Here is a 21953-nt window from a genome sequence, read left to right as displayed (position 1 = left end):
TTTTTTTTTTTTTATAAGGGTATATATTTTTTTTTTTTTTTTTGTGTTTTTTTTTTTTTTTTTTGTGGGGGGGGGGGGCGGTCCGCCTCCCCGGCCCCCCCCCCCCCCCCCGCGACGATGGAGCGGGTCGTGGGTCAGTGCGGCTTCGCGTCGTAGATGCGGATCAGCCGTTCCTTGGTCGCAAGCTTCTCGCGCTTCATCTGTCCCAGCAGGGTGTCGTCGATGGGCAGGACGCCGAGTTCGGCATCGGTGACCTTCTTGTCCAGTTCGCGATGGCGCTGGTACAGCTGTTTGAATTCGGGGTCGGCCTTGATCAGTGCGTCGATTTCAGCCTGCGGTTGACCTTCGAACATGGGGAGTACCTCCTTCAGCGGAAAAACGAACGCCCCGGCCTGGTCAGGCTCGGGGCGTTGGCTTGGGAGCGGAACGTCGAAGCGGGATGGCGGGCGCCTCCACCGGGAACACCCGCACGGACCTGGCCGTCGGGGGCGTTCTCCTCTGGGGCTTTGAACAACGTCATCGGCTCGACTCTCCGGTGAGCCAAGCGACGGGGGCCGCTTGGGTATATGACCCTACTCCTCGTCCCCATACCCGGCAAGCCCCTCCGCAAGTCGTTGATCCCAAACGACAAGAACGGAAAACGGGATGTTCAGGCCAGTCGCCCGAAACACCCCGTTCTTCGTGTATGTGACTGTAATTTAAGGATAAATCACTGCGTGACGATCACGTCAACGGCCCTTGCGCTGGTGCCATTGCCCTTGCCGCTCGCCTGGATCCGCGCCTTGGGCACCCCGGCGGCGATCAAGGCGTCGCGGATGGCCTCGGCCCGGCGCTGTCCGTTGGTCTGCTTGTCGCCGTAGCCTTCGATTCGGGCCTTGGCCTTGGGGCTCGCCTGCAGATACGCGGCCAGCGAGCTGGCGCTGGACTGGCCCACGCCGGAGAGCTTGGCCGAACCACTGGCGAAAATGCTGGCCGGCAAGGTGAAGACCTCGCCGCGTGCCTCGAACTTCGAAGCGGGCAGTTTGGCGCCGGACACGAGTTCAGCCTCTTCGCGCGCCAACCGCGCTTCCTTCTGGCGGGCGGCGCTGAGCTTGGCGCTCTGCTGCCCGGCCACGCTGGTCAGGGCCAGTTCGGCGTCCTGACGGGCCAGGGTTTCGGCTTCCGCCGCCTGGCGCAGGCGCTCGCTCTCCTCGGCCTGGATCTGGGCCTGGATGCGCAGGCGCTCGGCCTCCTGGCGGGCCCGCTCGGCTTCACGGCGGCTGGCTTCCACCAACAGCTCGCTGCGGGTGCGGTCCAGACGCCCGAGTTCGCGCTGCGCGGCCTGGGTACGGACGGCGATCTCGGCGATTTCCACCCGCCTCTCGGCCACGTACTGGGCCCGTTCGCGGACGCTGCGGCGCGCCTCGGCCAGTTCGGCGATGGCCTGTTGCGCCTGCAATCGCTCGAACGCTGCCAGTTCCGCGGAATCCGGGTTGGCCTGCAGCGCAATCAGGCGCTGGTTGAGCTGCGCAACGACAGGGTTGTCCGCGGCCAGCACCATCCCTGGGAGGGCGATGGAAAGGCCCAGCAGCAGCGCCGGCAGGCGGGCATGAAGGCAGCTGCGGGTCAGGCTCATTGGCCGCCCTCCATGCCGAGCTTGCGTTGCAGGTCGGCGATCTCGGCACGACGGTGCTGGAGCTCGGCATTGGCCACCGCCTCCAGGCTCAGCGCGCGGGCCACGTCGGCATCGGCCGCCGCGCGGATGGCCAGGTCCAGCGCCTGTTTCTTGTCGCGACCGCTCTGCGCGGCCTGCGCCTGCGCCAGCAACTGTCGGGCGGCGGCCATGCGGTCCGGGGCGTACTGGTCGGCATCGGCCTGATCGGCGCGTTCCACCGCCTGTCGCGCCGTTTCCAGTTCCGGCGTGGTCACCGACTGGGCCATGGCGGGCGAAACCGGCAGGGCCGCCAGTGTGAGTGCGGCCACCATCACATACAGGGGCAAGCGGATTTGTGCGAAGCTACGAATCATCTGGGTGCCGTGACGTATCAGGGGATCGCGCGGCCATTGTCGGAAGCCTGCGCCCCCGTTGCAACGGTGGGCCGCCACAAAATGGGGATGCTCGCACATGGACATCGGCTACTTCCTGAAGCTGATGACCGAAAAAAACGCCTCGGACATGTTTTTGACCACCGGGGCGCCGGTCTACATCAAGATTGAAGGCAAGCTCTATCCGCTGGGCAATACCGGCCTGCCGCCCGGCATGGTCAAGAAAATCGCCTACTCGCTGATGGACGAGGGCCAGGTGCCGGTGTTCGAGCGCGAGCTGGAGCTGAACATGGCCATCGCCCTGCAGGACGCCGGTCGTTTCCGCGTCAACGTGTTCAAGCAGCGCGGCGAGGTTGGCATGGTGATCCGCGCAATCCGCAGCGTGATCCCGTCCATCGAGGACCTGCACCTGCCGTCGGTGCTCAAGGACATCATCATGACCCCGCGCGGGCTGGTGCTGATCGTGGGCTCCACCGGCTCGGGCAAGTCGACCACCCTGGCCTCGATGATCGATCACCGCAACACCAACACCACCGGGCACATCCTCACCATCGAGGACCCCATCGAGTACCTGCACAAGCACAAGCAATCGATCGTCAACCAGCGTGAAGTCGGCCTGGATACCCACGCCTTCCACAACGCGCTGAAGAACGCGATGCGCGAAGCGCCGGACGTGATCCTGATTGGCGAGATCCTGGACGCGACCACGATGGAGGCGGCCATCGCCTTCGCCGAAACGGGCCACCTGTGCCTGGCGACCCTGCACTCCAACAACGCCGACCAGACCATCGAGCGCATCCTTAATTTCTTCCCGGAGAGCGCGCACAAGAACGTGCTGATGAACCTGGCGCTGAACCTGCGCGCGGTGGTCTCGCAGCGCCTGGTCAAGGGTGTCGATGGCCGTCGCCTGCCGGCGGCGGAGGTGCTGATCAACACGCCGATGATCCGCGATCTGCTGCGCCGCGGGCAGGTCCACGAGGTCAAGCAGGCGATGGAGGAATCGCTGGAGGAAGGCATGGAAACCTTCGACCAGTGCCTGTTCCGGATGGCCAAGGAGGGACAGATCGAGCAGGAAGAGGCGCTGCGCGCGGCGGATTCCCGCGATGGTCTGGCGCTCAAGTTCCGCCTGTCCGAAGGCAGCCAGGGCGAGCATGACCCGTACGCGGATTACGAGGCCTCCGGTTCACCCGCATCGCCGCGCATCACCCACGGCTTCGGCTGATCGCCGGTCGCCGCGGCGCGTCCTCACCCGGACGCGCCGGAAACACCCTCTCCCCGGGTCGCGTCAGGGTTGCGCGTCGGGCTGCTTTTCCGGACGCGCCTGGTCGAAGGCAGGCAGGGCCAGGCAGGCCTGCTCGATCCGGGTCAGGGTCGGGAACGCTTCCATTTCCACGCCGAAGCGGCGGGCGTTGAAGATCTGCGGAATCAGGCAGCAGTCCGCCATGCCCGGCGTCTGTCCATGGCAGTAGGCGCCGGTCGCGGCGTCCCCGGACAGCAGCGTCTCCATCGCCGTGAAGCCTTCGATGATCCAGTGCTTGATCCAGTCGTCGCGCTCGGCGTGCGGCACGTGCCAGGTGTTCTCGAAGTACTGCAGCACGCGCAGGTTGTTGAGCGGATGGATGTCGCTGGTGACCATCTGCGCCAGCGCACGCACCCGCGCGCGATCGCGCGCGGTCATCGGAAGCAGGCGCGGAGACGGCCAGGCCTCGTCGAGGTATTCCAGGATCGCCAATGACTGCCGGATCACGCGGGTGCCGTGCAGCAGCGTGGGCACCAGGTGCTGCGGATTTCGGGCGACATAGTCCGGATGGTGCTGCTGTCCCCCGTCGCGGACCAGGTGAACCGGGATCGTTTCGTAGGCCAGGCCTTTCAGGTTCAGGCCGATGCGGACGCGGTAGGCCGCGCTGGAGCGCCAGTACGAATAGAGCTTCAGTTGCTCAGCCATGGCGGAAACTCCGTTCCGGATCGTCTCGCCTTCCTTGTTGCCGAACGCCCATGAGCCCCCCTACGCGACAGTCTGGTCCATTTGCGCCCCCCGCCCCGCTCAAGGCAAGGACTGGGGCTCAATCCGTTGTTCGATCGCACCAAAAATGGAATCACCGTCACTATTCAGCATTTCGATGCGAACGACATCACCGAACTTCATGAACGGAGTGCTCGGCTTGCCGTCCCGCAGCGTTTCCACCGTGCGTCGCTCGGCGAAGCAGGAGGCGCCCTTGGAGACGTCTTCGTTGGCGATGGTGCCCGAGCCGACTAGGGTGCCCGCCGACAGCGGGCGCGTCTTGGCGGCATGGGCGACCAGTTGGGCGAAGTCGAACTGCATGTCCACCCCGGCTTCCGGGGCACCGAACCACTCGCCGTTGATATGGGTCAGCAGCGGCAGGTGCACCTTGTTGCCGCGCCACGCATCGCCGAGTTCGTCCGGCGTGACGAACACCGGCGACAGCGCCGAGCGCGGCTTGGACTGCAGGAATCCGAATCCCTTGGCCAATTCCGCCGGGATCAGGTTGCGCAGCGAGACGTCGTTGACCAACCCGATCAGCTGGATGTGGCCGGCGGCCTGCTCCGGGGTGACCGCCATCGGCACGTCGTCGGTGACCACCAGGATTTCCGCTTCCAGATCGATGCCGTAGTCCTCGCTGACCACGCGGACCGGATCGCGCGGGCCGTGGAAGCCGGCGCTGGTGGCCTGGTACATCAGCGGATCGGTGTAGAAGCTCTCCGGCACTTCGGCGTTGCGTGCGCGACGGACGCGTTCGACGTGCGGCAGGTAGGCGCTGCCATCGACGAATTCGTAGGCGCGCGGCAGTGGCGCGGCCAGCGCCTTGTGATCGAGGTCGAACACACCGTCGGCGTCACCCTGGTCGAGCGATTCGGACAGCGCGTTGAGGCGCGGGGCAACGTTGGACCAGTCCTCGAGCGCCTGCTGCAGCGTGCTCGCGATGCCGGTGGCGCGCACCGCCCGGGTCAGATCACGGGACACCACCACCAGCGTGCCGTCGCGGCCGCCTTCCTTCAAAGAACCCAGTTTCATCGCTCTGCGGACCTCTGCTGATTATGGTTTCAATTGTAACTACCAGGGCGCCGTAGTGTCAGTCGCCCTGGAAGCCATCCGCACGGAAAGTCAGCACCAGCGTATCGCGATGGCCGGGCCCGTCGGCGGCCGGCTGGATAGGCGTGGATTCGTGGATGACCCGGGCATCGTCCAGAAACATCAGCGACCAGGGCGCCTCCAGGGTGAAGCGTTGGCCGTCCGGTCCGGTGGCCTCGAACACCCGGGTTTCCCCGCCCTTGATGTCCATCCGATCCACCAGCATCACCGCCACGAAATCCACACCGTCCCGATGCGCGCCTTCCGGCGTGGGCCGGCCGATGCCATCGGTGGTGTCGATGCGGAACTGATGGGCCTCGACGTACCAGGGGCGCTCACCGTTGAGCTCGGAACACAGGGTTCCCAACGTCATGAGCAGGTGGCGCCACAGGGGATGGCCCGTGGTTTCCGGGCGCATCGGCTCGAACCAGCGCCGCATGCCGCCGTGCAGCGCGTTGTAATCCAGCGACTGCCAATGCGCGCGATGGGGAGCCTGCCGCACCTCGTCGCCCTCGACCACGAAACAGGAATGCAGGCGCCGGCGGTAGCGGCCGCCATCTTTCAGATAGGCATCGACGGCCAGGTGCTCCCAGTCCGGCCTGAACACGTCCAGGGCATGGATGGGAAACCCGCAGAGTTCGCCGACGGCAGCGGGCTCGAGCACGGCATAGCCGCGCCGGCGCATCTGCGGCCGCAGTTCCGCGGCGGCGGTGAAGGGCGGCTGGAACGTCGCGACCATCGTTCGGTCCTCGGCAAAAGCAAAAACCCGCACGAGGCGGGCTTTTGCTGGTTCCCGGCGGCCTGGGCGACGCCAGTGGCCGGTTCTTCAAGTTGGCAGCCCCGGATGGATTCGAACCACCGAATGCCTGAGTCAGAGTCAGGTGCCTTACCGCTTGGCGACGGGGCTGTAAAACCTGTGGTGCGTAGTTTAGCGCTTCGAGAACTGAGTTGCACGACGCGCCTTGTGCAGGCCGACCTTCTTACGCTCGACTTCACGGGCGTCGCGGGTCACGAAGCCGGGCTTGCGCAGCTCGGACTTCAGCGTTTCATCGTACTCCACCAGCGCGCGGGCGATGCCCAGACGGATGGCACCGGCCTGGCCGGTGGTGCCGCCGCCGGAAGCGGTGGCGACGATGTCGAAATTCTCGGTGTTCTTGGTCAGCTCGAGCGGCTGGCGCACGATCATGCGGGCAGTCTCGCGGCCGAAGAACTCGTCCAGCGGACGGCCATTGACCGTGATGTTGCCGGTGCCCTTGCGCAGGAACACGCGGGCGGTGGAAGACTTGCGACGGCCGGTGCCGTAGTTCTGAGTGATAGCCATGATTAGATGTCCAGGACCTGCGGCTGCTGAGCGGCGTGCGGATGGTTCGGGCCGGCGTAGACCTTGAGCTTGCGATACATGTCGCGGCCCAGCGGACCCTTCGGCAGCATGCCCTTCACCGCGGTTTCAATCACGCGCTCCGGATGACGTTCCAGCGCCTGCGCCAGGGTTTCCGTCTTCAGGTTGCCGATGTAACCGGTGAAGCGGTGGTACTTCTTGTCGGCCAGCTTGTTGCCGGTCACCGCGATCTTCTCGGCGTTGATCACCACGAGGTAATCGCCGGTATCGACGTGCGGGGTGTAAACGGGCTTGTGCTTGCCACGCAGGCGGCGGGCCAGTTCGGTGGACAGACGGCCAAGCGTCTTGCCGGTGGCGTCGACGAGATACCAGTCGCGCTGGACGGTCTCGGACTTTGCGGTGAAGGTCTTCATGACGTAACTCTGGGTGATTGGTCGGGCGGATTGCGCCGGCGGGGCCGACGGAACTTTGCCGCGCGTTGTGAAGGGTGGAACGAAAGAAGCGGGATTGTACTGGCCGGCCGGCCGGCGTGCAAGTCCGGCCTTCCACGCCGGCATCCTCCCCGCCTCCGGGTTGGCAGGGGGAGCGGCAGGGGCGAGAATCCGCCCGCCCCTCCCCGTCAGCCCCCTCCATGTCACCGCTCCGCCTGCACACCCCGCTGGACCAGTTCCTGATCGAGACCCAGCGCGCGCTGGAAACCGTATTCGGTAATCCTCCCGCGCACCGGCCCAACCCGGCAGGCGACACCCCCGAGGTCGAGCTGGACGCCGGCGAGCGCCGCCACGCGGCGGGCCTGATGCGGATCAACCATGTCGGCGAGGTCTGCGCGCAGGGCCTGTATTTCGGGCAGGCCGCCGTCGCACGGGACGATGCGACACGCGCCCACCTGCTCGAGGCGGCGCAGGAGGAAACCGATCACCTGGCCTGGTGCGCGGATCGGCTGCGGGAACTGGACAGCCGGCCCAGTCTGTTCAACCCGCTCTGGTACGCCGGCAGCTATGCCCTGGGGGCGGCCGCCGGCCTGCGCGGCGATGGTTGGAGCCTGGGTTTCGTGGTGGAAACCGAGCACCAGGTCGAGGCCCACCTGGACGAACATCTGGAAACCCTGCCGGAAGCGGATCTGCGCAGCCGCGAAATCCTCAAGGTGATGAAGGCCGACGAGGCACGCCACGCCGAACACGCCGAACACGCCGGCGCGCGGGTGCTGCCGCCCCCCATCCCCGGTCTGATGGCGGCCGCCTCCCGCTTCATGAAGGCGGTCGCCTACCGCCTGTAGGGCGGGACCGGGTCGCTTACCCGTTCGAGGTCAGCTTCAGGCCGGCGATGCCGGCGACGATCAGTCCGATGCAGACCAGCCGGGCCACGGTGGCCGGCTCCTTCAGCACCAGCATGCCCAGCAGCGCAGTACCGACCGCGCCGATGCCCACCCACACCGCGTAGCCGGTGCCCAGCGGGATCTGCTTCAGCGCGGTGGCCAGCAACCAGAAGCTGGCCACCATCGCCACCACGGTCACCACGCTCGGCCACAGCCGGCTGAATCCCTCCGAGTACTTCAGGCCCATCGCCCATACCACTTCCAGCACGCCGGCCAGCACCAGATATACCCACGCCATGTCTGCTTCCTCCAGGTTGTGCCCGGACCGCGCAATGAAAAAAGCGGCCCGGAACTTTCGTTCCGGACCGCCGTCGGTCCTGCATTCGCGGCTGGCTGCCGCGGGCGGGTCGTCCCGCCTGATTTGCCTGCCAGTCTGAAGACCGTCGCCCGAACCGGATGTAACCGGCTCTGGGCCCCGGCTCACTCGGACAGGTTGCGTCCGTGGAACAGTTCCTCGATCTCGCGCTTGAGCAGCGCTTCGATCTTCATGCGTTCCTTGAACGACAGGTTCTTCGCCTTTTCCTCGAACAGGTACTGATCCAGGTCGAAGTCCTTCAGGTGCATCTTCGTGTGGAAGATGTTTTCCTGGTAGACGTTGACGTCGAACATCTCGTAGCGCGACTTGATGTTGTTCGCCAGGAAGTTCTGGATCGAATTGATCTTGTGATCGATGTAGTGCTTCTTGCCCTTCACGTCGCGGGTGAAGCCACGCACCCGGTAATCCATGATGACGATGTCGGACTCCAGGCTCTCGATCAGGTAGTTCAGCGCCTTCAGCGGCGAAATCACGCCGCAGGTGGCGACGTCGATGTCCGCGCGGAACGTGGCGATGCCGTGCTGCGGATGGGTCTCCGGATAGGTGTGCACGGTGATGTGGCTCTTGTCCATGTGCGCCACCACCGCGTCGGAGATGATCTCCTTGCCTGCCTGCTTCTTGTCGATCACCGGCTCTTCGGAGATCAGGATCGTCACCGACGCACCCTGCGGGTCGTAGTCCTGGCGGGCCACGTTGAGGATGTTGGCACCGATGATCTCCGCCACATCCGTCAGGATCTGGGTGAGGCGATCGGCGTTGTACTCTTCGTCGATGTATTCGATGTAGCGCTGGCGCTCGTCTTCGGAAACGGCGTAGCACACGTCATAGATGTTGAAGCTCAGCGCCTTGGTGAGGTTGTTGAAACCTTGCAACCTGAGGCGAGGCAGTGGCTTTACCACGGCAGCGGTCCCTCTCTGGGGGTCATGGGGAAGGGGCGGAATTATGGGGCAAACGGCGTTACAACGAAATGTCCGCCCCCCGACGGCCCGCCGACGCCGGTTTGGCCCGGCGCTTGCATGGCCCGTGTTTGCTGTCTGGGCCGTATTGGGACTAAGCTTCCTGAATTCACCGCCCCGACCATCATGAGCCCTGGCCTGCCTCTTTCCGCCCCCGCTCGCACCGCCGCCAGCCCGCTGACGCCGGATGCCGCCACGATCGAGCGTTTCCTCGCCCACAGCCACCGGCGTCGGTATCCGGCCCGCGCTGACGTGTTCCGTCCGGGGGACCCCGCCGGCACACTCTACTATGTAGTCAGCGGTTCCGTGAGCATCATCACGGAAGAAGATGACGACCGCGAGCTCGTGCTCGGCTATTTCGGCTCCGGCGAGTTCGTCGGCGAGATGGGGCTGTTCATCGAGTCCGACCGCCGGGAGGTCATCCTCCGCACCCGGACCCAGTGCGAACTGGCCGAAATCAGCTACGAGCGCCTGCACCAGTTGTTCCTGGGCTCGCTGTCGGCGGACGCGCCCAAGCTGCTGTACGCCATCGGCGCGCAACTGTCGCGACGGCTGCTGGATACCAGCAGGAAAGCCAGCCGGCTGGCGTTCCTCGACGTCACCGACCGCATCGTGCGCACCCTGCATGATCTCGCCCGCGAACCGGAGGCGATGAGCCATCCCCAGGGCACCCAGCTGCGCGTCTCGCGCCAGGAGCTGGCCCGCCTGGTCGGCTGCTCGCGCGAGATGGCCGGCCGCGTGTTGAAGAAGCTGCAGGCCGACGGCACGCTGCACGCGCGCGGCAAGACCGTCGTGCTGTACGGCACCCGCTGATCACGGCGTTTCCGCCGGGTCCTGGCTGGACCCGGCCCCCCCACCGGTTATCCTGACCCCGCAAACCGGGCATTCCTGCCCCACGGGAAGCGCTGGATGGCGTTTGGAAGCGAGTTCTACTGGTTCGTCCTCATCGGCCTGGGCGCGCAGTTGGTGGATGGCGCGCTGGGCATGGCCTTCGGGCTGGTCTCCTCCTCGATCCTGCTGGGCATGGGCCTGCCGCCGGCGGCGGTGAGCGCCAGCGTGCATACGGCCGAGATCTTCACCACCGGGGTCTCGGGCGCGTCGCACGCCTACTTCCGCAACATCGACAAACGCCTGTTCTGGCGCCTGACCCTGTCCGGCGCGCTGGGCGGGGTCATCGGTGCCTATATCCTGACCCGTCTTCCCGGCGAGGCCATCCGCCCCTTCATCTACCTCTACCTGCTGGTACTGTCGGTGCTGATCCTGCTGCGCTCGTTCGGCCGTTTCGTGCCGAAGAAGCAGATCCGGCGGGTACCGATGCTGGGTTTCCTCGCCGGCCTGCTGGACGCCAGCGGCGGCGGCGGCTGGGGTCCGCTGGCGACCTCGACCCTGCTGGCGGGCGGCGGCAAGGCCCGCACCACCATCGGCACGGTCAACGCGGCCGAATTCGTCATCACCCTCGCCGTCTCGTTGACCTTCTTCCTCAGCATCGGCCTGCAGCACCTGGAGATCGTGCTCGGACTGCTGATCGGCGGCGTGCTGGCCGCGCCACTGGCCGCCTACCTGGTGCGCCACGTCCCCGAACGGCTCGTGCTGACCGTGGTCGGCGTATTGGTCCTGTGCATCAGCCTGTACCACATCGGCGCGGCCTGGTTGTTCTGAGTGCTGGGCAAGCCGGGCGGCGCCCGCTAATTTATCCGCACGATCCCCGCAGCGAGTCCTCCGCCATGCAGTGCCCCAAATGCCACCACGCGATGGAACGGCTGAATCTGCCCGAAGCCGACGTGCACCGCTGCACGCACTGCCAGGGGTTGTGGTTCGACATGCGCACGCACGAGCTGCTGAAGGAACGCGCGGACGAGATCGACATCGGCGATCCGGCCCGGGGTGAGAAGTGCAATGAGGTTGATCGGATCAAGTGTCCGGTCTGCATCGGCAACTGGGACCTGGTCCGCACGGTCGACCCGCAGCAGCCGCATATCTGGTTCGAAAGCTGCAAGAACTGCTACGGACGTTTCTACGATGCCGGCGAATACCAGGATTTCGTCCATCATGACCTGATGGACCTGATCAGGGACTGGAAGGCGCCGGAAAGGCTCTGACCGGCTGGCGGCCGCGATGGCCCGCTCAGGTCACCGGCTCGCCGCCGCGGTCCCGGCAGCCCCAGTTGAGAATCGGCGTGCCCGCCGGAAGCACGCGGCGGAACATCTCGATGCGGGCGGGCTTCGGATTCACCACCACCGGTGCGCGCGCGGCTTTCAGCAGCGGCAGATCGGCGCTGCTGTCCGAATAGGCGACGGCGACATCGCCATAACCACGCTCGCGCAGCATCCGCATCTTTTCCTCGTTGTGGCAATGGCGCGTGGCGACCACCGCGCCGAAGCGCGGTCCCACCGCCGTGCCGACCACCGGCACATCCTCGTGGGCGACGAAGCTGAGGATGGCGCGCGCCAGTTCCGGCGGCGCGCCGGTCGCCACCACCACCCGATCACCCGACGCGCGGTGCTGGCGGAACACCTCCAGCGCGACCGGCAACAACCGCTGGCGCACTTCCTCGCGATGGGTCGCCACGTAGCGGTCAATCAGGGAGTCGAAACTGCGGCGGCCATGCAGGCCGAAGGTGCCAATCCAGATGTAACCGGAGATCCCGTAGCGCCGGGTCGGCAGGAACGCCACCATCGGCCCCAGCACCACCGACGCGGCCAGGGCGACGACCGCGCGCAGCGGGTTGCGCCTGAGCAGCCAGGTCACCAGATGGCCACCGGAATCCCCGGCGTAAAGCGTGTGGTCGAAGTCGAACACCACCAGCGGCGCGTCGGCGCGCGGCTTCGGATAGGGCTGATCGCTCATGGCGCGAAGAATAGCTGACGCAGGGCCTCGCCCGGCTCCTCGGCGCGCATGAAGGTCTCGCCGACCAGAAAGGCATTCACGCCGGCGGCGCGCATCCGGGCCACGTCGTCGGGCACCAGGATTCCGCTCTCGGTCACCAGCAGGCGATCGCGCGGCACCGCGTCCTTCATCGCCAGCGTGGTCTCCAGCGAGACCTCGAACGTGCGCAGGTTGCGGTTGTTGATGCCGATCAGCGGCACCGGCACCTGCAGGGCGCGCTCCAGTTCGTCGATGTCGTGCACTTCCACCAGCACGTCCAGATCCAGCTGCATCGCCAGTCCGGACAGTTCGACCAGTTGATGGTCATCGAGCGCGGCGACGATCAGCAGGATGCAGTCGGCGCCCAGCACGCGCGCCTCATACACCTGGTAGGGGTCGATGGTGAAATCCTTGCGCAGGACCGGTAGCGTGCAGGCCTCGCGCGCCTGGCGCAGGTAGTCGTCGGCGCCCTGGAAGAAATCCACGTCGGTCAACACCGACAGGCAGGCCGCGCCGCCGAATTCGTAGCTCACCGCGATGTCGGCCGGACGGAAGTCGGGCCGGATCACGCCCTTGGAGGGACTGGCCTTCTTGACCTCGGCGATCACCGCCGGATCACCCTGCGCGATCATCGCGTTGAGCGCGTCGGCGAAGCCGCGCGTATCCGGGGCATCGGCCGCGCGCGCGACCAGTTCGGCCAGCGGCACGCGGGCGCTGCGCTCGGCGATTTCCACCGCCTTGCGGGCCAGGATGGTGTTGAGGATGTCGCTCATGGGATTCCGATCAATTTGCGGGTCTTCGGTGGCGCGATGCCGGAACGCTCATCCGCGATCCCAGCCGTAGGCGCGCTCCACCCGGGCCACGCGCAGTTCGAAGTGATCGTACCAGTCGCGCCGGCCCTGTTCGCGGGCGGCGGTGTGCTCGGCGTGCAGGCGCCAGGCGCGGATCGCGTCCTCGCTGTCCCAGTACGCCACGGTAATGCCGAAACCATCGGCGCCCCGGGTGGATTCCACGCCCAGGAATCCCGGCTGCCGGGCGGCCAGTTCGACCATCCGCTCGGCCATCGCGCCATAGCCGGCATCGTCCTGGCCGTTGCGCTGCGAGGAAAAGATCACCGCGTAGTAAGGCGGCTTGGGAAGCTGTGCGAAACCGTTGCCGGCCATGTCTACTTTCCTCCTCCGGCCAGGTGCCGGGTGGTCTCGACGAAGGCCTGCAGCCGCGCGGCCGCCCGGCCGTCGGTGATGGCTTCGCGGGCGCGGACGATGCCGTCTTCGATGCTGTCGGCCACGCCGGCCACGTACAGCGCCGCGCCGGCGTTGAGCGCGACGATGTCGCGGGCCGGTCCCGGCTTGTTGTCCAGCACGCCCAGCAGGATCGCCTTCGATTCGGCGGCATCGGCCACGCGCAGGTTGCGGCTGGCCGACATCGCGATGCCGAAATCCTCTGGATGCACTTCGTACTCGCGCACCACGCCGTCGCGCAGTTCACCGACCAGGGTGGCCGCGCCCAGCGACAGTTCGTCCATGCCGTCGCGGCCCCACACCACCAGCGCGCGTTCGGCGCCCAGTTCGTGCATCACCCGCGCCTGGATGCCGACCAGGTCCGGATGGAAGACGCCCATCAGGATGTTGGGCGCGCCGGCCGGGTTGGTCAGCGGACCCAGGATGTTGAAGATGGTGCGCACGCCCATTTCGCGCCGCACCGGGGCGACCACCTTCATCGCCGGGTGGTGCACCGGCGCGAACATGAAGCCGATGCCGCTCTGTTCGATGGAACTCGCCACCTGCTCCGGCTGCAGTTCGATGACCGCGCCCAGGGCTTCCAGCACGTCGGCGCTGCCCGACTTGGACGACACGCTGCGGTTGCCGTGCTTGGCGACCTTGGCGCCGGCCGCGGCGGCCACGAACATCGAACAGGTGGAAATGTTGAAGGTGTGCGAGCCATCACCACCGGTGCCGACGATGTCGACCAGGTGGCGGGTGTCGGCGAGCGGCACCGGACGCGAGAACTCGCGCATCACGGTGGCGGCGCCGGCGATCTCGCCGACGGTTTCCTTCTTGACCCGCAGGCCGGTGAGGATGGCCGCGGTCATCGTCGGCGAGACATCGCCGCGCATGATCTGGCGCATCAGATCGACCATCTCGTCGTGGAAGATCTCGCGGTGCTCGATGGTCCGTTGCAGCGCTTCCTGGGGCGTGATTGGCATGGTGGGATTTCCGCGTGGCTTGGCGGCGTGGGGAGGCCGGCCGGTGGCTCTATCGTTCAAGGAAGTTCTTCAGCAGCGCGTGGCCGTGCTCGGTCAGGATCGACTCGGGATGGAACTGCACGCCCTCCACCGGGAACTCGCGATGGCGCAGTCCCATGATCTCCTCGAAGGAACCGTCCTCGTGCTCGGTCCAGGCGGTGATCTCCAGCGCATCGGGCAGCGAGCCGCGTTCGACCACCAGCGAGTGATAACGCGTCGCCTCGTAGGCGTCCGGCAGGCCGGCGAACACGCCGCGACCCTCGTGGCGGATCCGCGAGGTCTTGCCGTGCATGATCTGGCCGGCGCGGATCACCTTGCCGCCGTAAGCCTGGCCGATGCTCTGGTGGCCCAGGCAGACGCCGAGGATGGGCGTGGTCGGTCCCAGGCGGTCGATCACCTCCAGCGAAACCCCGGCCTCGTTGGGCGTGCACGGCCCGGGCGAGATGACGATGCGTTCCGGCCGCAGGCGGGCGATCTCGTCCACCGTCAACGCATCGTTGCGCACCACCCTGACCTCGGCGCCCAGCGACTGCAGGTACTGCACGAGGTTGTAGGTGAAGCTGTCGTAGTTGTCGATCATCAAAAGCATGTGGGTCGCCTCATAGTCCCTTCGCCGCCTCGGCCACCGCGCGGAACAGCGCGCGGCCCTTGTTCATCGTCTCGTCCCATTCCTTGTCCGGATCCGAGTCGTAGACGATGCCGGCGCCGGCCTGCACGTGCAGGCGGCCGTCCTTGATGACGGCGGTGCGGATGGCGATGGCGGTATCGGCGTCGCCGTGCCAGCCGATGTAGCCGATGCTGCCCGCGTAGACGTTGCGCTTGATCGGTTCCAGTTCCCGGATGACCTCCAGCGCGCGGATCTTCGGCGCGCCGCTGACGGTGCCGGCGGGGAACGTCGCCCGCAGCACGTCGGCGTAGCTCAGGCCGGGAAGCAGCCGGCCGGTCACTTCGCTGACGATGTGCATGACGTGGCTGTAGCGTTCGATGACGAACTGCTCCCCGACCTGCACCGTGCCGGCTTCGGAAACGCGCCCGGCGTCGTTGCGGCCGAGATCGATCAGCATCAGGTGCTCGGCGCGCTCCTTCGGATCGGCCAGCAGCTCGGCTTCCAGCGCCAGATCCTCCTCGTGGGTGCGGCCACGCGGACGGGTACCGGCGATCGGGCGCACGGTGACTTCGCCCTCCTGCAGGCGCACCAGGATTTCCGGCGACGAGCCGACCACCTGGACGTCGCCGACATCGAGGAAATACATGTACGGGGATGGATTGAGCGCGCGCAGCGCGCGGTACACATCGACCGGACGCGCGTTGAAGGGCACGCTCAGGCGCTGCGAAAGCACCACCTGGAAAATGTCGCCGGCGCGGATGTAGTCCTTGGACCGTTCCACCGCGGCGATGAAGCCTTCGCGGGTGAACCCGGAAACGAAATGGCTTTCGTCCAGCACGTCGCGCACGATCGGCGCGGGATAGCCCGCGCCAGGCTGGCGCAACTTGGCGGTCAACGCGTCCAGGCGCGCCTGCGCGCGCTCCCACGCCTCTTGCTCGCGCGGATCCGCGTGCACGATGAGGTACAGCCGGCCCTTGAGGTTGTCGAACACCGCCAGTTCCTCGGACAGCATCAGCAGGATGTCCGGGGTGCCCAGTTCGTCGGGTTTGTCGCCGCCGCTCAGGCGCGGCTCGATGTAGCCGATGCATTCGAAGCCGAACCAGCCGACCAGGCCGCCGGTGAAACCCGGCAGCCCCTCCAGTCGCGGCACCGTGTGCGCGGCGCGCAGGGCTTCGACCTCGGCGAAGGGATCGGCGACCTCGCGGCGCTCCACGACTTCGCCGTGCTCGCGAATCTCCAGCGTGTGCCCCCGAAAACTGATCACCTGCCGCGCCGGCAGGCCGATGATCGAGTAGCGGCCGAAACGCTCACCGCCTTCCACCGATTCGAACAGGTAGGTATGGGGGGCGTCGGCGAGTTTCAGGTAGACCGAGAGCGGCGTGTCCAGGTCGGACAGCACTTCACGGACGACGGGGATGCGGGTGTGACCTTCAGCGGCGTAGCGCTGGAACTGCTCGAGCGAAATCAAGACGGCTTTCCTTCCGGGACGCGGGGGCGTGGCAGACGACGGCAACGGGCCACCATCGCCAGCAGCGGCGTGCGGAAGAAACGGAAAGCGGGGTCGTCTGGCTGAACACGGGGCTACTCTACCCGAAGCGCCGGCCGGGCGGCCACCCCTTGGCGGCGCCGATTGCCGCGCGCCGAGGCTGATGCGGGCGGCATGGGACACCGGGCCACGGTGGCGTACCCGAGCGTGGTCCGGGTTTGGTCTGCTGTTGTCGTTCGTGCGCGGCCCCGTCTCGATGTTGCCTGCGGCCCGGCAATGCAGGCATGGACAGGAGTCAAAAGCAGAATGGGTCCCAGCGTTCGCAGGAACGACGATGCAGCGAGGCTGGCGGAATGTTCCCGGCCTCGCCGGGACAACCGCGTCAAGCCTGTACCAGCAGCGGACAGTCCGGCGGCAGGTGCATGCGCAACCGGCCCGGCACGCAGGTGACGCGAAAGCGGCGCGAGCGTACGGGTTCGCCGTCCAGGTTGAGGGTAAACGGCTTGGCCGCCGACAGCTCCAGCCACGGCAGGCGCGCGCGCCGGGTGAGACGCTCCAGCGCCTCGCGGTCGCGCCGGGTCAGCAGGGTACCCACGGTCGCGAGATCGCCGTTCAGGACGGGCAGCACGGTCACGTCGATCTGGCCGTCGTTGATCCAGGCATCGGGGCACAGCACCTGCCCGCCGCCGGCCTGGCGGCCGTTGCCCAGGCCAAGCGCGAGGAATCCGCCGCTCCAGGCGAAGTCCGGTCCCTGCAACTCGGCGGTGACCGGTTCGATGCGCCCGAGCCGGGCGACGCCGGTGATGACATAGGCCAGGCCGCCCAGCATTTTCTTGAGTTTCTCGTCGGTCTCGACGGTCACTTCGGTGCCGAAGCCGCCGCTGGCAAGATTGACGCACCAGTGGAAACCCTCGTCCGCCTCCACCTGGAGCAGATCGACCGCGACCGCGGAGGCTTCCGCCACGAGGGCCAGGGCTTTCTCCGGCGCGGTCGGGATACCCGCGGCGGTCGCGAAATCGTTCGCGGTGCCCATCGGTATCAGGGCCAGCGCTGGCAGCGCTTCCGCCGCCTCCTCCCGATGCGCCAGCGCGGCCGCGATCTCGCTCAGGGTGCCGTCGCCTCCACCGGCCACGATCGTGTCCACGCCGTCGGCGATGGCTTCGTTCACGTAGCGCCCGGCGTCACCGCCTTCCCAGGTGACCCGCACGTCGAGTTGGATGCCACGCTCGCGCACATCCGCCACCGCCGCGCGCAGCGCGTCGTTGCCGGCGGATTTGCCGTTGAGAATGAGGCGCCAGTGCGGTGAATCCATGCATCGTCTCGGACCGGGGATGCCCCAGCTTACCGCGGCACGCGGTCCCTATCCGGGGCCGGGGGCTTTTGTCATCCGCATGTCATCCGGCGCCGCTAGCATGGAAAGTCATAACAGGGACGACGGGCGGAGGCAGGATCAGCCTCCAATCTTCCGGGGCGATGACCGAACGGTCATCGCCCTTTTCCGTGGTGCCGGCCGAAGGCGCCCGGCACGCTCCGGGCCCGCGTCAGCGACGGGCGGCGGCGACCGCTTCGCGCATGCGGCGGATGACGTCGGCATAGTCCGGCGCATTGAAGATGGCCGAGCCCGCCACGAAAGTGTCGGCGCCGGCGGCGGCGATCTCGCCGATGTTGTCGGCCTTCACCCCGCCATCGATTTCCAGCCGGATGGCCTTGCCGGAGGCATCGATCTTCTCGCGCACCGCGCGCAGCTTGTCGAGCGCCGAGGGAATGAACGCCTGGCCGCCGAAACCCGGGTTCACCGACATCAGCAGCACCAGGTCCAGATCCGCCAGCACCCAGTCAAGCACGTCCACCGGCGTGGCCGGGTTCAGCACCAGTCCGGCCTTGCAGCCGTGCGACTTGATCAATTGCACGGTGCGGTGGACGTGGCGCGAGGCTTCCGGATGGAAGCTGATGATGCTGGCGCCGGCCTCGGCGAAATCCGGAATGATCCGATCCACCGGTTCCACCATCAGGTGCACGTCGATGGGCGCGGTGACGCCGTGTTTGCGCAGGGCCTGGCAGACCATCGGACCGATGGTGAGGTTGGGAACGTAGTGGTTGTCCATCACGTCGAAATGGACCCAGTCGGCGCCCGCGGCGATCACGTTGTCGACCTCCTCGCCCAGCTTGGCGAAGTTGGCGGACAGGATGGAAGGGGCAATCAGGCAATCGGACATGGGACTCTCGTCGGTTCGGTGCGGCGGTGGCGCGCGGGGCGGCTCAGCGCCGGCGCAGGGTCTTGATGCGGTCGTAGGCGGCGTTGATCTCGCCGGCCTTGCGTTCGGCCTGGCGGCGCAGTTCCTCGGCGACGCCGGCGTACTTGTCGGGGTGGTACTGGGAAATCAGCCGGCGGTAGGCCTGGTCGATCTCCGCATCGGTGGCGTCGCTGGTCAGGTTGAACACCCGGTAGGGGTTGTCCCGGGACAGCTTGAACCAGTCCTCGTCGAAGGCATGGCCGATGAGCAGCCCGATCAGGCCCCCGGCCGGGTGCCGCATCAGCAGCCAGCCGGCGATGAATCCGAGCAATTTCCCGTACCAGCGCTTCATCCGGGTGGGGTTTCCCTGAAATTGGCGGCCATTTTACGGCACAGCGGCCCGGCATCGCCGTACACTACGCGGCCCGGCCGGGTTCCGGGCACGCCCAGGCGGCTTGCGGGACACGGGAGCGGGGGAGGACTTCGGGCGTGCCACACGTCCCGTTCCGACCGAAATCCGGACTCCCCGAGGAGTATTTGTGCCGACGACGTTGCTTCAATCCGATCTGCCCGGCCTGCCGTTGCGCCACCGCGGTAAGGTCCGCGATGTATTCGACATCCCCCGCGAGCGCCTGCCCGCCGACGCGCCCCCGGGCGACTACCTGCTGATGGTCGCCACCGATCGCCTCAGCGCGTTCGACGTGGTGCTGCCGGATCCCATTCCCGGCAAGGGCGAGATGCTCTGCCAGATCTCCAACTTCTGGTTCGCCAAGACCGCCCATCTGCTGCCCAACCATCTGACCGGCATCGAGGTCGCCAGCGTGCTGCCCGATGGCGTCGATCCGGCGCTGTACGCCAGCCGCGCGGTGGTGACCAAGAAGCTCAAGCCGGTGCCGGTCGAGGCGATCGCGCGCGGCTACCTGATCGGCAGCGGCTGGAAGGACTACCAGCGCACCGGCAAGGTCAGCGGGATTGAACTTCCCGATGGCCTGCGCCAGGCCGAGCGGCTGGCCGAGCCGATCTTCACCCCGTCCACCAAGGCCGCGGTCGGCGACCACGACGAGAACATCGACTTCGACGCGATGGTCAAGACGGTGGGCGCCGAACTGGCCGAGCGCGTGCGCGACGCCACCCTGCGCATCTACCGCTACGCCGCCGAATACGCGGCCGAACGCGGCATCCTGCTGGCCGACACCAAGTTCGAGTTCGGCACCGACGCCGACGGCCGCCTGTACATCATGGACGAGATGCTGACACCGGATTCCTCGCGCTACTGGCCGGCGGATCAGTACGAGGTCGGCACCAGTCCGCCGAGCTACGACAAGCAGTTCGTGCGCGACTACCTGGAAACGCTGGACTGGAACAAGACCGCGCCCGGCCCGCGCCTGCCCGCCGAGGTCATCGAGCGCACCCGCGCCAAGTACGCCGAAGCGCTGGTCAAACTCGCCGGCATCGTCGTCGACTGAGCCCCGCTGCCCGACCGGCGGCCGCCGGTCGGGCGATGTTTACGCCCTGCGGGGTAGCATCGCGCTCCCGTGCCATGCGCACGTCGCCGCGTCTCCCGCCATGAATCCGGGTTACCTGTACCTGGCCGTCGCCATCGTGGCCGAGGTCATCGCCACCAGCGCGCTGAAGCATTCGGAAGGCTTCACCCGCCTCGGCCCATCGCTCGTCGTGGCCGCCGGTTACGGCATCGCCTTCTATTGCCTGTCGCTGGTCATGAAGACCGTCCCGATCGGGGTCGCCTATGCGATCTGGTCCGGCGCGGGCATCGTGCTGATCGCCCTGATCGGCTGGCTGGTGCTCAAGCAGAGCCTGGATCTGCCCGCCGTGCTCGGTATGGGCCTGATCGTGGCCGGGGTGGCGGTGATCCAGCTGTTCTCGCGCGCTTCGGGACATTGACCGCCCCCGGCACGGCGCACGCCGGGCACGCCTGCGCTATGCTCCATACCCTGCCGCATCGACATCCTCGGGAGGGATGCATGAACGCGACCGCGCAACGCCCGGTGGACCGGTGGTTCGCCAGCTACTCCGGCGACCACCAGAACCTCACCAACCAGAAGATCCACCTCTTCGCCGTGCCCGCGATCCTGTGGACGGTGGTCGCCCTGCTGTGGTGCATCCCGGTGTTCGGCACCTGGATGAAGTCCGGCATCTGGGCGGCGCTGGCGATGTTCGGCGCCTGGATGTTCTACAACCGGATGTCGCGCCCCCTGGGCCTTGGCATGCTGGCGATCTTCGTGGTGATGGCCTGGCTGACCCGCTGGCTCGAAGGGCTGATCGGCGTGACGAACCTGTTCTGGCTGGCCTTGGGCGTATTCGTGGTCGCCTGGATCGCGCAGTTCATCGGCCACAAGATCGAAGGCCGCAAGCCCAGCTTCCTCACCGATCTGACCTATCTGCTGATCGGACCGGCCTGGGTGCTGGCCAAGTTCTACCGGGTGATGGGCTGGCGCTACTGAAACAGGCGCGCCACGCTCACGGCGGCAGCATGTCCGCGTCGGGCCGGAACGCGCGCGGCGCGTAGCCGAAATCACGCGCCGCAGGCGCGGCGTCGAACACCAGATCCTCGCGCATCCGCGCCACCGCCGCGCCGGTCAGTCCCTGCAGTCGTCCGCTGGCGCGCGCCACCCGGATCGCCACCGAGAACAGTGCCGCCGGCAGCACGATCAGGCGCGGCGTGGGCCGCAACGCGGCCAGCGTGCGCCGGACCATCTCGCGATACTCCACCGTCTCGCCGCCCGGCAGCGCATAGGCGCGACCGTGCGTGATCGGCACATCCACCACCGCCTGCGCCGCCGCCGCCAGATCCGCCACGTGCACCGGCTGTCGCCGGCCGCGCGCGTTGGCCGGCAACACGAAAAAACCGCTGCGTCGCGCCATCGCCGCGATCCGCGACAGGGTCTGATCACTGCCAGCGCCGTATACCAGGGTGGGACGCAGCAGGGTGGCCTGCGCGCCACGCGCGTGCGCCGCCGCCAGCACGCGCGCTTCGGCATCGCGCAGGCGCTCGGCCAGATCCCGTTCGCCGGCATCCACGGAGGCCTGCTTGGTATCGACGCTGGTGGAGCCGAAGGCCACCACCCGCGCGCATGCCGGGCCGGCTTCCGCGTACCAGTGCGAAAAGCGATCCAGCGGACCGGTGCTGAAGATCACGTCGTAGCGTTCCCGCAGTCCGGGCATCGCATCGAACTCGCCGCGCAGCCACTGGACGTCCGCCGCCACGTTCATCTGCGGCCTGCGCGACACCGCCTGGATGCGCCAGCCGTCGTGCCGCAGGCGTGTCAGCAGGGCCGCGCCAATCTGGCCGGTCGCGCCGAAAACCAGGGCGTCGCGGGGTTGCGGGGACATGGGAAGCGCGTTTCCTCGTGTATGAACAAGATGGCCGCAATCGGCCGCACAGCATAGCGAAGC

The 21953-nt window shown here is 67.1% G+C and carries 28 protein-coding genes and 1 tRNA gene; 8 read left to right on the top strand and 21 right to left on the bottom strand.

Annotated features, from left to right (window positions below; genetic code table 11):
* Nucleotides 1–134: 134 nt before the first annotated feature.
* From ACTHN1_RS04605 to ACTHN1_RS04595, 3 genes are all read right to left on the bottom strand, one after another.
* Nucleotides 135–353 (bottom strand): YdcH family protein, encoded by a 219-nt coding sequence (locus ACTHN1_RS04605; RefSeq protein WP_440469779.1) that lies wholly within the window; start codon nucleotides 351–353, stop codon nucleotides 135–137.
* Nucleotides 354–709: 356 nt separating this feature from the next.
* Entirely contained in the window at nucleotides 710–1615 is a 906-nt protein-coding gene (locus ACTHN1_RS04600; protein WP_440469778.1) for an OmpA family protein, read from the bottom strand.
* The gene (locus tag ACTHN1_RS04595; protein WP_440469777.1) at nucleotides 1612–2007 is read right to left on the bottom strand and encodes a DUF4398 domain-containing protein; all 396 of its coding nucleotides are present in this window, start codon (nucleotides 2005–2007) and stop codon (nucleotides 1612–1614) included. Before ACTHN1_RS04595 ends, ACTHN1_RS04600 begins: the two co-directional genes overlap by 4 nt.
* Nucleotides 2008–2104: 97 nt before the next feature.
* Here ACTHN1_RS04595 and ACTHN1_RS04590 point away from each other — a divergent pair, with 97 nt between their 5' ends.
* Nucleotides 2105–3247 (top strand): PilT/PilU family type 4a pilus ATPase, encoded by a 1143-nt coding sequence (locus tag ACTHN1_RS04590; protein ID WP_440469776.1) that lies wholly within the window; start codon nucleotides 2105–2107, stop codon nucleotides 3245–3247.
* 63 nt (nucleotides 3248–3310) lie between these two features.
* Here ACTHN1_RS04590 and maiA read toward each other — a convergent pair whose 3' ends face one another.
* The 6 genes from maiA to rplM form a co-directional block, all read right to left on the bottom strand.
* The gene (gene maiA, locus ACTHN1_RS04585; RefSeq protein WP_440469775.1) at nucleotides 3311–3970 is read right to left on the bottom strand and encodes a maleylacetoacetate isomerase; all 660 of its coding nucleotides are present in this window, start codon (nucleotides 3968–3970) and stop codon (nucleotides 3311–3313) included.
* 99 nt (nucleotides 3971–4069) lie between these two features.
* Nucleotides 4070–5059: a fumarylacetoacetate hydrolase family protein gene (locus tag ACTHN1_RS04580; protein ID WP_440469774.1), complete on the bottom strand. Its 990-nt coding sequence runs from the start codon at nucleotides 5057–5059 to the stop codon at nucleotides 4070–4072.
* A 58-nt stretch (nucleotides 5060–5117) separates the two neighbouring features.
* Complete coding sequence (locus ACTHN1_RS04575) at nucleotides 5118–5855, bottom strand: 2OG-Fe dioxygenase family protein (protein ID WP_440469773.1); 738 nt, start codon at nucleotides 5853–5855, stop codon at nucleotides 5118–5120.
* A 93-nt stretch (nucleotides 5856–5948) separates the two neighbouring features.
* Nucleotides 5949–6023 (bottom strand) — tRNA-Gln (locus tag ACTHN1_RS04570).
* 21 nt (nucleotides 6024–6044) lie between these two features.
* The gene (gene rpsI / locus ACTHN1_RS04565) at nucleotides 6045–6437 is read right to left on the bottom strand and encodes a 30S ribosomal protein S9 (protein WP_440469772.1); all 393 of its coding nucleotides are present in this window, start codon (nucleotides 6435–6437) and stop codon (nucleotides 6045–6047) included.
* Between the two features lie 2 nt (nucleotides 6438–6439).
* On the bottom strand, nucleotides 6440–6868 hold the full coding sequence (gene rplM / locus ACTHN1_RS04560) for a 50S ribosomal protein L13 (RefSeq protein WP_141455570.1): 429 nt from the start codon (nucleotides 6866–6868) through the stop codon (nucleotides 6440–6442).
* Between the two features lie 218 nt (nucleotides 6869–7086).
* Here rplM and coq7 point away from each other — a divergent pair, with 218 nt between their 5' ends.
* A complete protein-coding gene (gene coq7 / locus ACTHN1_RS04555) occupies nucleotides 7087–7731 on the top strand; it encodes a 2-polyprenyl-3-methyl-6-methoxy-1,4-benzoquinone monooxygenase (RefSeq protein WP_440469771.1) in 645 nt (214 codons plus the stop codon).
* 16 nt (nucleotides 7732–7747) lie between these two features.
* On the opposite strand, the gene sugE is transcribed toward coq7, so the two are convergent.
* Together sugE and speD are read right to left on the bottom strand one after the other, a co-directional pair.
* Nucleotides 7748–8068, bottom strand: a complete 321-nt coding sequence (gene sugE, locus ACTHN1_RS04550) for a quaternary ammonium compound efflux SMR transporter SugE (RefSeq protein WP_440469770.1) — start codon at nucleotides 8066–8068, stop codon at nucleotides 7748–7750.
* Nucleotides 8069–8250: 182 nt separating this feature from the next.
* Complete coding sequence (gene speD, locus ACTHN1_RS04545; RefSeq protein WP_141455567.1) at nucleotides 8251–9045, bottom strand: adenosylmethionine decarboxylase; 795 nt, start codon at nucleotides 9043–9045, stop codon at nucleotides 8251–8253.
* 183 nt (nucleotides 9046–9228) lie between these two features.
* Between speD and crp the strand changes: the two genes are divergently transcribed.
* The 3 genes from crp (at nucleotide 9229) to ACTHN1_RS04530 (ending at nucleotide 11201) form a co-directional block, all read left to right on the top strand.
* Complete coding sequence (gene crp, locus ACTHN1_RS04540; protein ID WP_440469769.1) at nucleotides 9229–9915, top strand: cAMP-activated global transcriptional regulator CRP; 687 nt, start codon at nucleotides 9229–9231, stop codon at nucleotides 9913–9915.
* A gap of 96 nt (nucleotides 9916–10011) precedes the next feature.
* Complete coding sequence (locus ACTHN1_RS04535) at nucleotides 10012–10761, top strand: sulfite exporter TauE/SafE family protein (protein ID WP_440469768.1); 750 nt, start codon at nucleotides 10012–10014, stop codon at nucleotides 10759–10761.
* 65 nt (nucleotides 10762–10826) lie between these two features.
* Complete coding sequence (locus ACTHN1_RS04530) at nucleotides 10827–11201, top strand: zf-TFIIB domain-containing protein (RefSeq protein ID WP_440469767.1); 375 nt, start codon at nucleotides 10827–10829, stop codon at nucleotides 11199–11201.
* A gap of 25 nt (nucleotides 11202–11226) precedes the next feature.
* Here the strand turns inward: ACTHN1_RS04530 and ACTHN1_RS04525 are convergent, their stop codons facing one another.
* The 9 genes from ACTHN1_RS04525 to ACTHN1_RS04485 form a co-directional block, all read right to left on the bottom strand.
* Entirely contained in the window at nucleotides 11227–11949 is a 723-nt protein-coding gene (locus ACTHN1_RS04525) for a haloacid dehalogenase-like hydrolase (protein ID WP_440469766.1), read from the bottom strand.
* On the bottom strand, nucleotides 11946–12740 hold the full coding sequence (trpC, locus tag ACTHN1_RS04520; RefSeq protein WP_440469765.1) for an indole-3-glycerol phosphate synthase TrpC: 795 nt from the start codon (nucleotides 12738–12740) through the stop codon (nucleotides 11946–11948). Before trpC ends, ACTHN1_RS04525 begins: the two co-directional genes overlap by 4 nt.
* A 48-nt stretch (nucleotides 12741–12788) precedes the next feature.
* The gene (locus tag ACTHN1_RS04515) at nucleotides 12789–13130 is read right to left on the bottom strand and encodes an antibiotic biosynthesis monooxygenase family protein (protein ID WP_440469764.1); all 342 of its coding nucleotides are present in this window, start codon (nucleotides 13128–13130) and stop codon (nucleotides 12789–12791) included.
* 2 nt (nucleotides 13131–13132) lie between these two features.
* The gene (gene trpD / locus ACTHN1_RS04510; protein WP_440469763.1) at nucleotides 13133–14173 is read right to left on the bottom strand and encodes an anthranilate phosphoribosyltransferase; all 1041 of its coding nucleotides are present in this window, start codon (nucleotides 14171–14173) and stop codon (nucleotides 13133–13135) included.
* A gap of 49 nt (nucleotides 14174–14222) precedes the next feature.
* Entirely contained in the window at nucleotides 14223–14801 is a 579-nt protein-coding gene (locus tag ACTHN1_RS04505; RefSeq protein WP_440469762.1) for an anthranilate synthase component II, read from the bottom strand.
* Nucleotides 14802–14811: 10 nt separating this feature from the next.
* Nucleotides 14812–16287, bottom strand: coding sequence for an anthranilate synthase component I (trpE, locus tag ACTHN1_RS04500; RefSeq protein WP_440469761.1), 1476 nt, complete (start codon nucleotides 16285–16287; stop codon nucleotides 14812–14814).
* A 400-nt stretch (nucleotides 16288–16687) separates the two neighbouring features.
* Nucleotides 16688–17617 (bottom strand): lipid kinase YegS, encoded by a 930-nt coding sequence (gene yegS, locus ACTHN1_RS04495; RefSeq protein ID WP_440469760.1) that lies wholly within the window; start codon nucleotides 17615–17617, stop codon nucleotides 16688–16690.
* A gap of 229 nt (nucleotides 17618–17846) precedes the next feature.
* Nucleotides 17847–18521: a ribulose-phosphate 3-epimerase gene (rpe, locus tag ACTHN1_RS04490; protein ID WP_440469759.1), complete on the bottom strand. Its 675-nt coding sequence runs from the start codon at nucleotides 18519–18521 to the stop codon at nucleotides 17847–17849.
* 43 nt (nucleotides 18522–18564) lie between these two features.
* Nucleotides 18565–18891, bottom strand: a complete 327-nt coding sequence (locus ACTHN1_RS04485; RefSeq protein ID WP_440469758.1) for a J domain-containing protein — start codon at nucleotides 18889–18891, stop codon at nucleotides 18565–18567.
* A gap of 187 nt (nucleotides 18892–19078) precedes the next feature.
* Between ACTHN1_RS04485 and ACTHN1_RS04480 the strand changes: the two genes are divergently transcribed.
* From ACTHN1_RS04480 to ACTHN1_RS04470, 3 genes are all read left to right on the top strand, one after another.
* Entirely contained in the window at nucleotides 19079–20005 is a 927-nt protein-coding gene (locus ACTHN1_RS04480) for a phosphoribosylaminoimidazolesuccinocarboxamide synthase (RefSeq protein WP_440469757.1), read from the top strand.
* Nucleotides 20006–20105: 100 nt separating this feature from the next.
* Nucleotides 20106–20441 carry a DMT family transporter gene (locus tag ACTHN1_RS04475; RefSeq protein ID WP_440469756.1) on the top strand — a complete coding sequence of 112 codons (336 nt, stop codon included), beginning with the start codon at nucleotides 20106–20108 and terminating at the stop codon, nucleotides 20439–20441.
* An 80-nt stretch (nucleotides 20442–20521) separates the two neighbouring features.
* On the top strand, nucleotides 20522–21001 hold the full coding sequence (locus ACTHN1_RS04470) for an Mpo1 family 2-hydroxy fatty acid dioxygenase (RefSeq protein WP_440469755.1): 480 nt from the start codon (nucleotides 20522–20524) through the stop codon (nucleotides 20999–21001).
* A gap of 16 nt (nucleotides 21002–21017) precedes the next feature.
* Here the strand turns inward: ACTHN1_RS04470 and ACTHN1_RS04465 are convergent, their stop codons facing one another.
* Nucleotides 21018–21890: an SDR family oxidoreductase gene (locus tag ACTHN1_RS04465; protein WP_440469754.1), complete on the bottom strand. Its 873-nt coding sequence runs from the start codon at nucleotides 21888–21890 to the stop codon at nucleotides 21018–21020.
* Between the last annotated feature and the right edge of the window lie 63 nt (nucleotides 21891–21953).

The sequence above is a fragment of the Pseudoxanthomonas sp. genome (genome assembly GCF_051953815.1).
In the GTDB taxonomy this organism is placed as follows: domain Bacteria; phylum Pseudomonadota; class Gammaproteobacteria; order Xanthomonadales; family Xanthomonadaceae; genus Pseudoxanthomonas_A.
The sequence above is the reverse complement of the archived record's forward strand: the minus strand, read 5'-3'. Positions and strand labels throughout refer to the sequence as shown.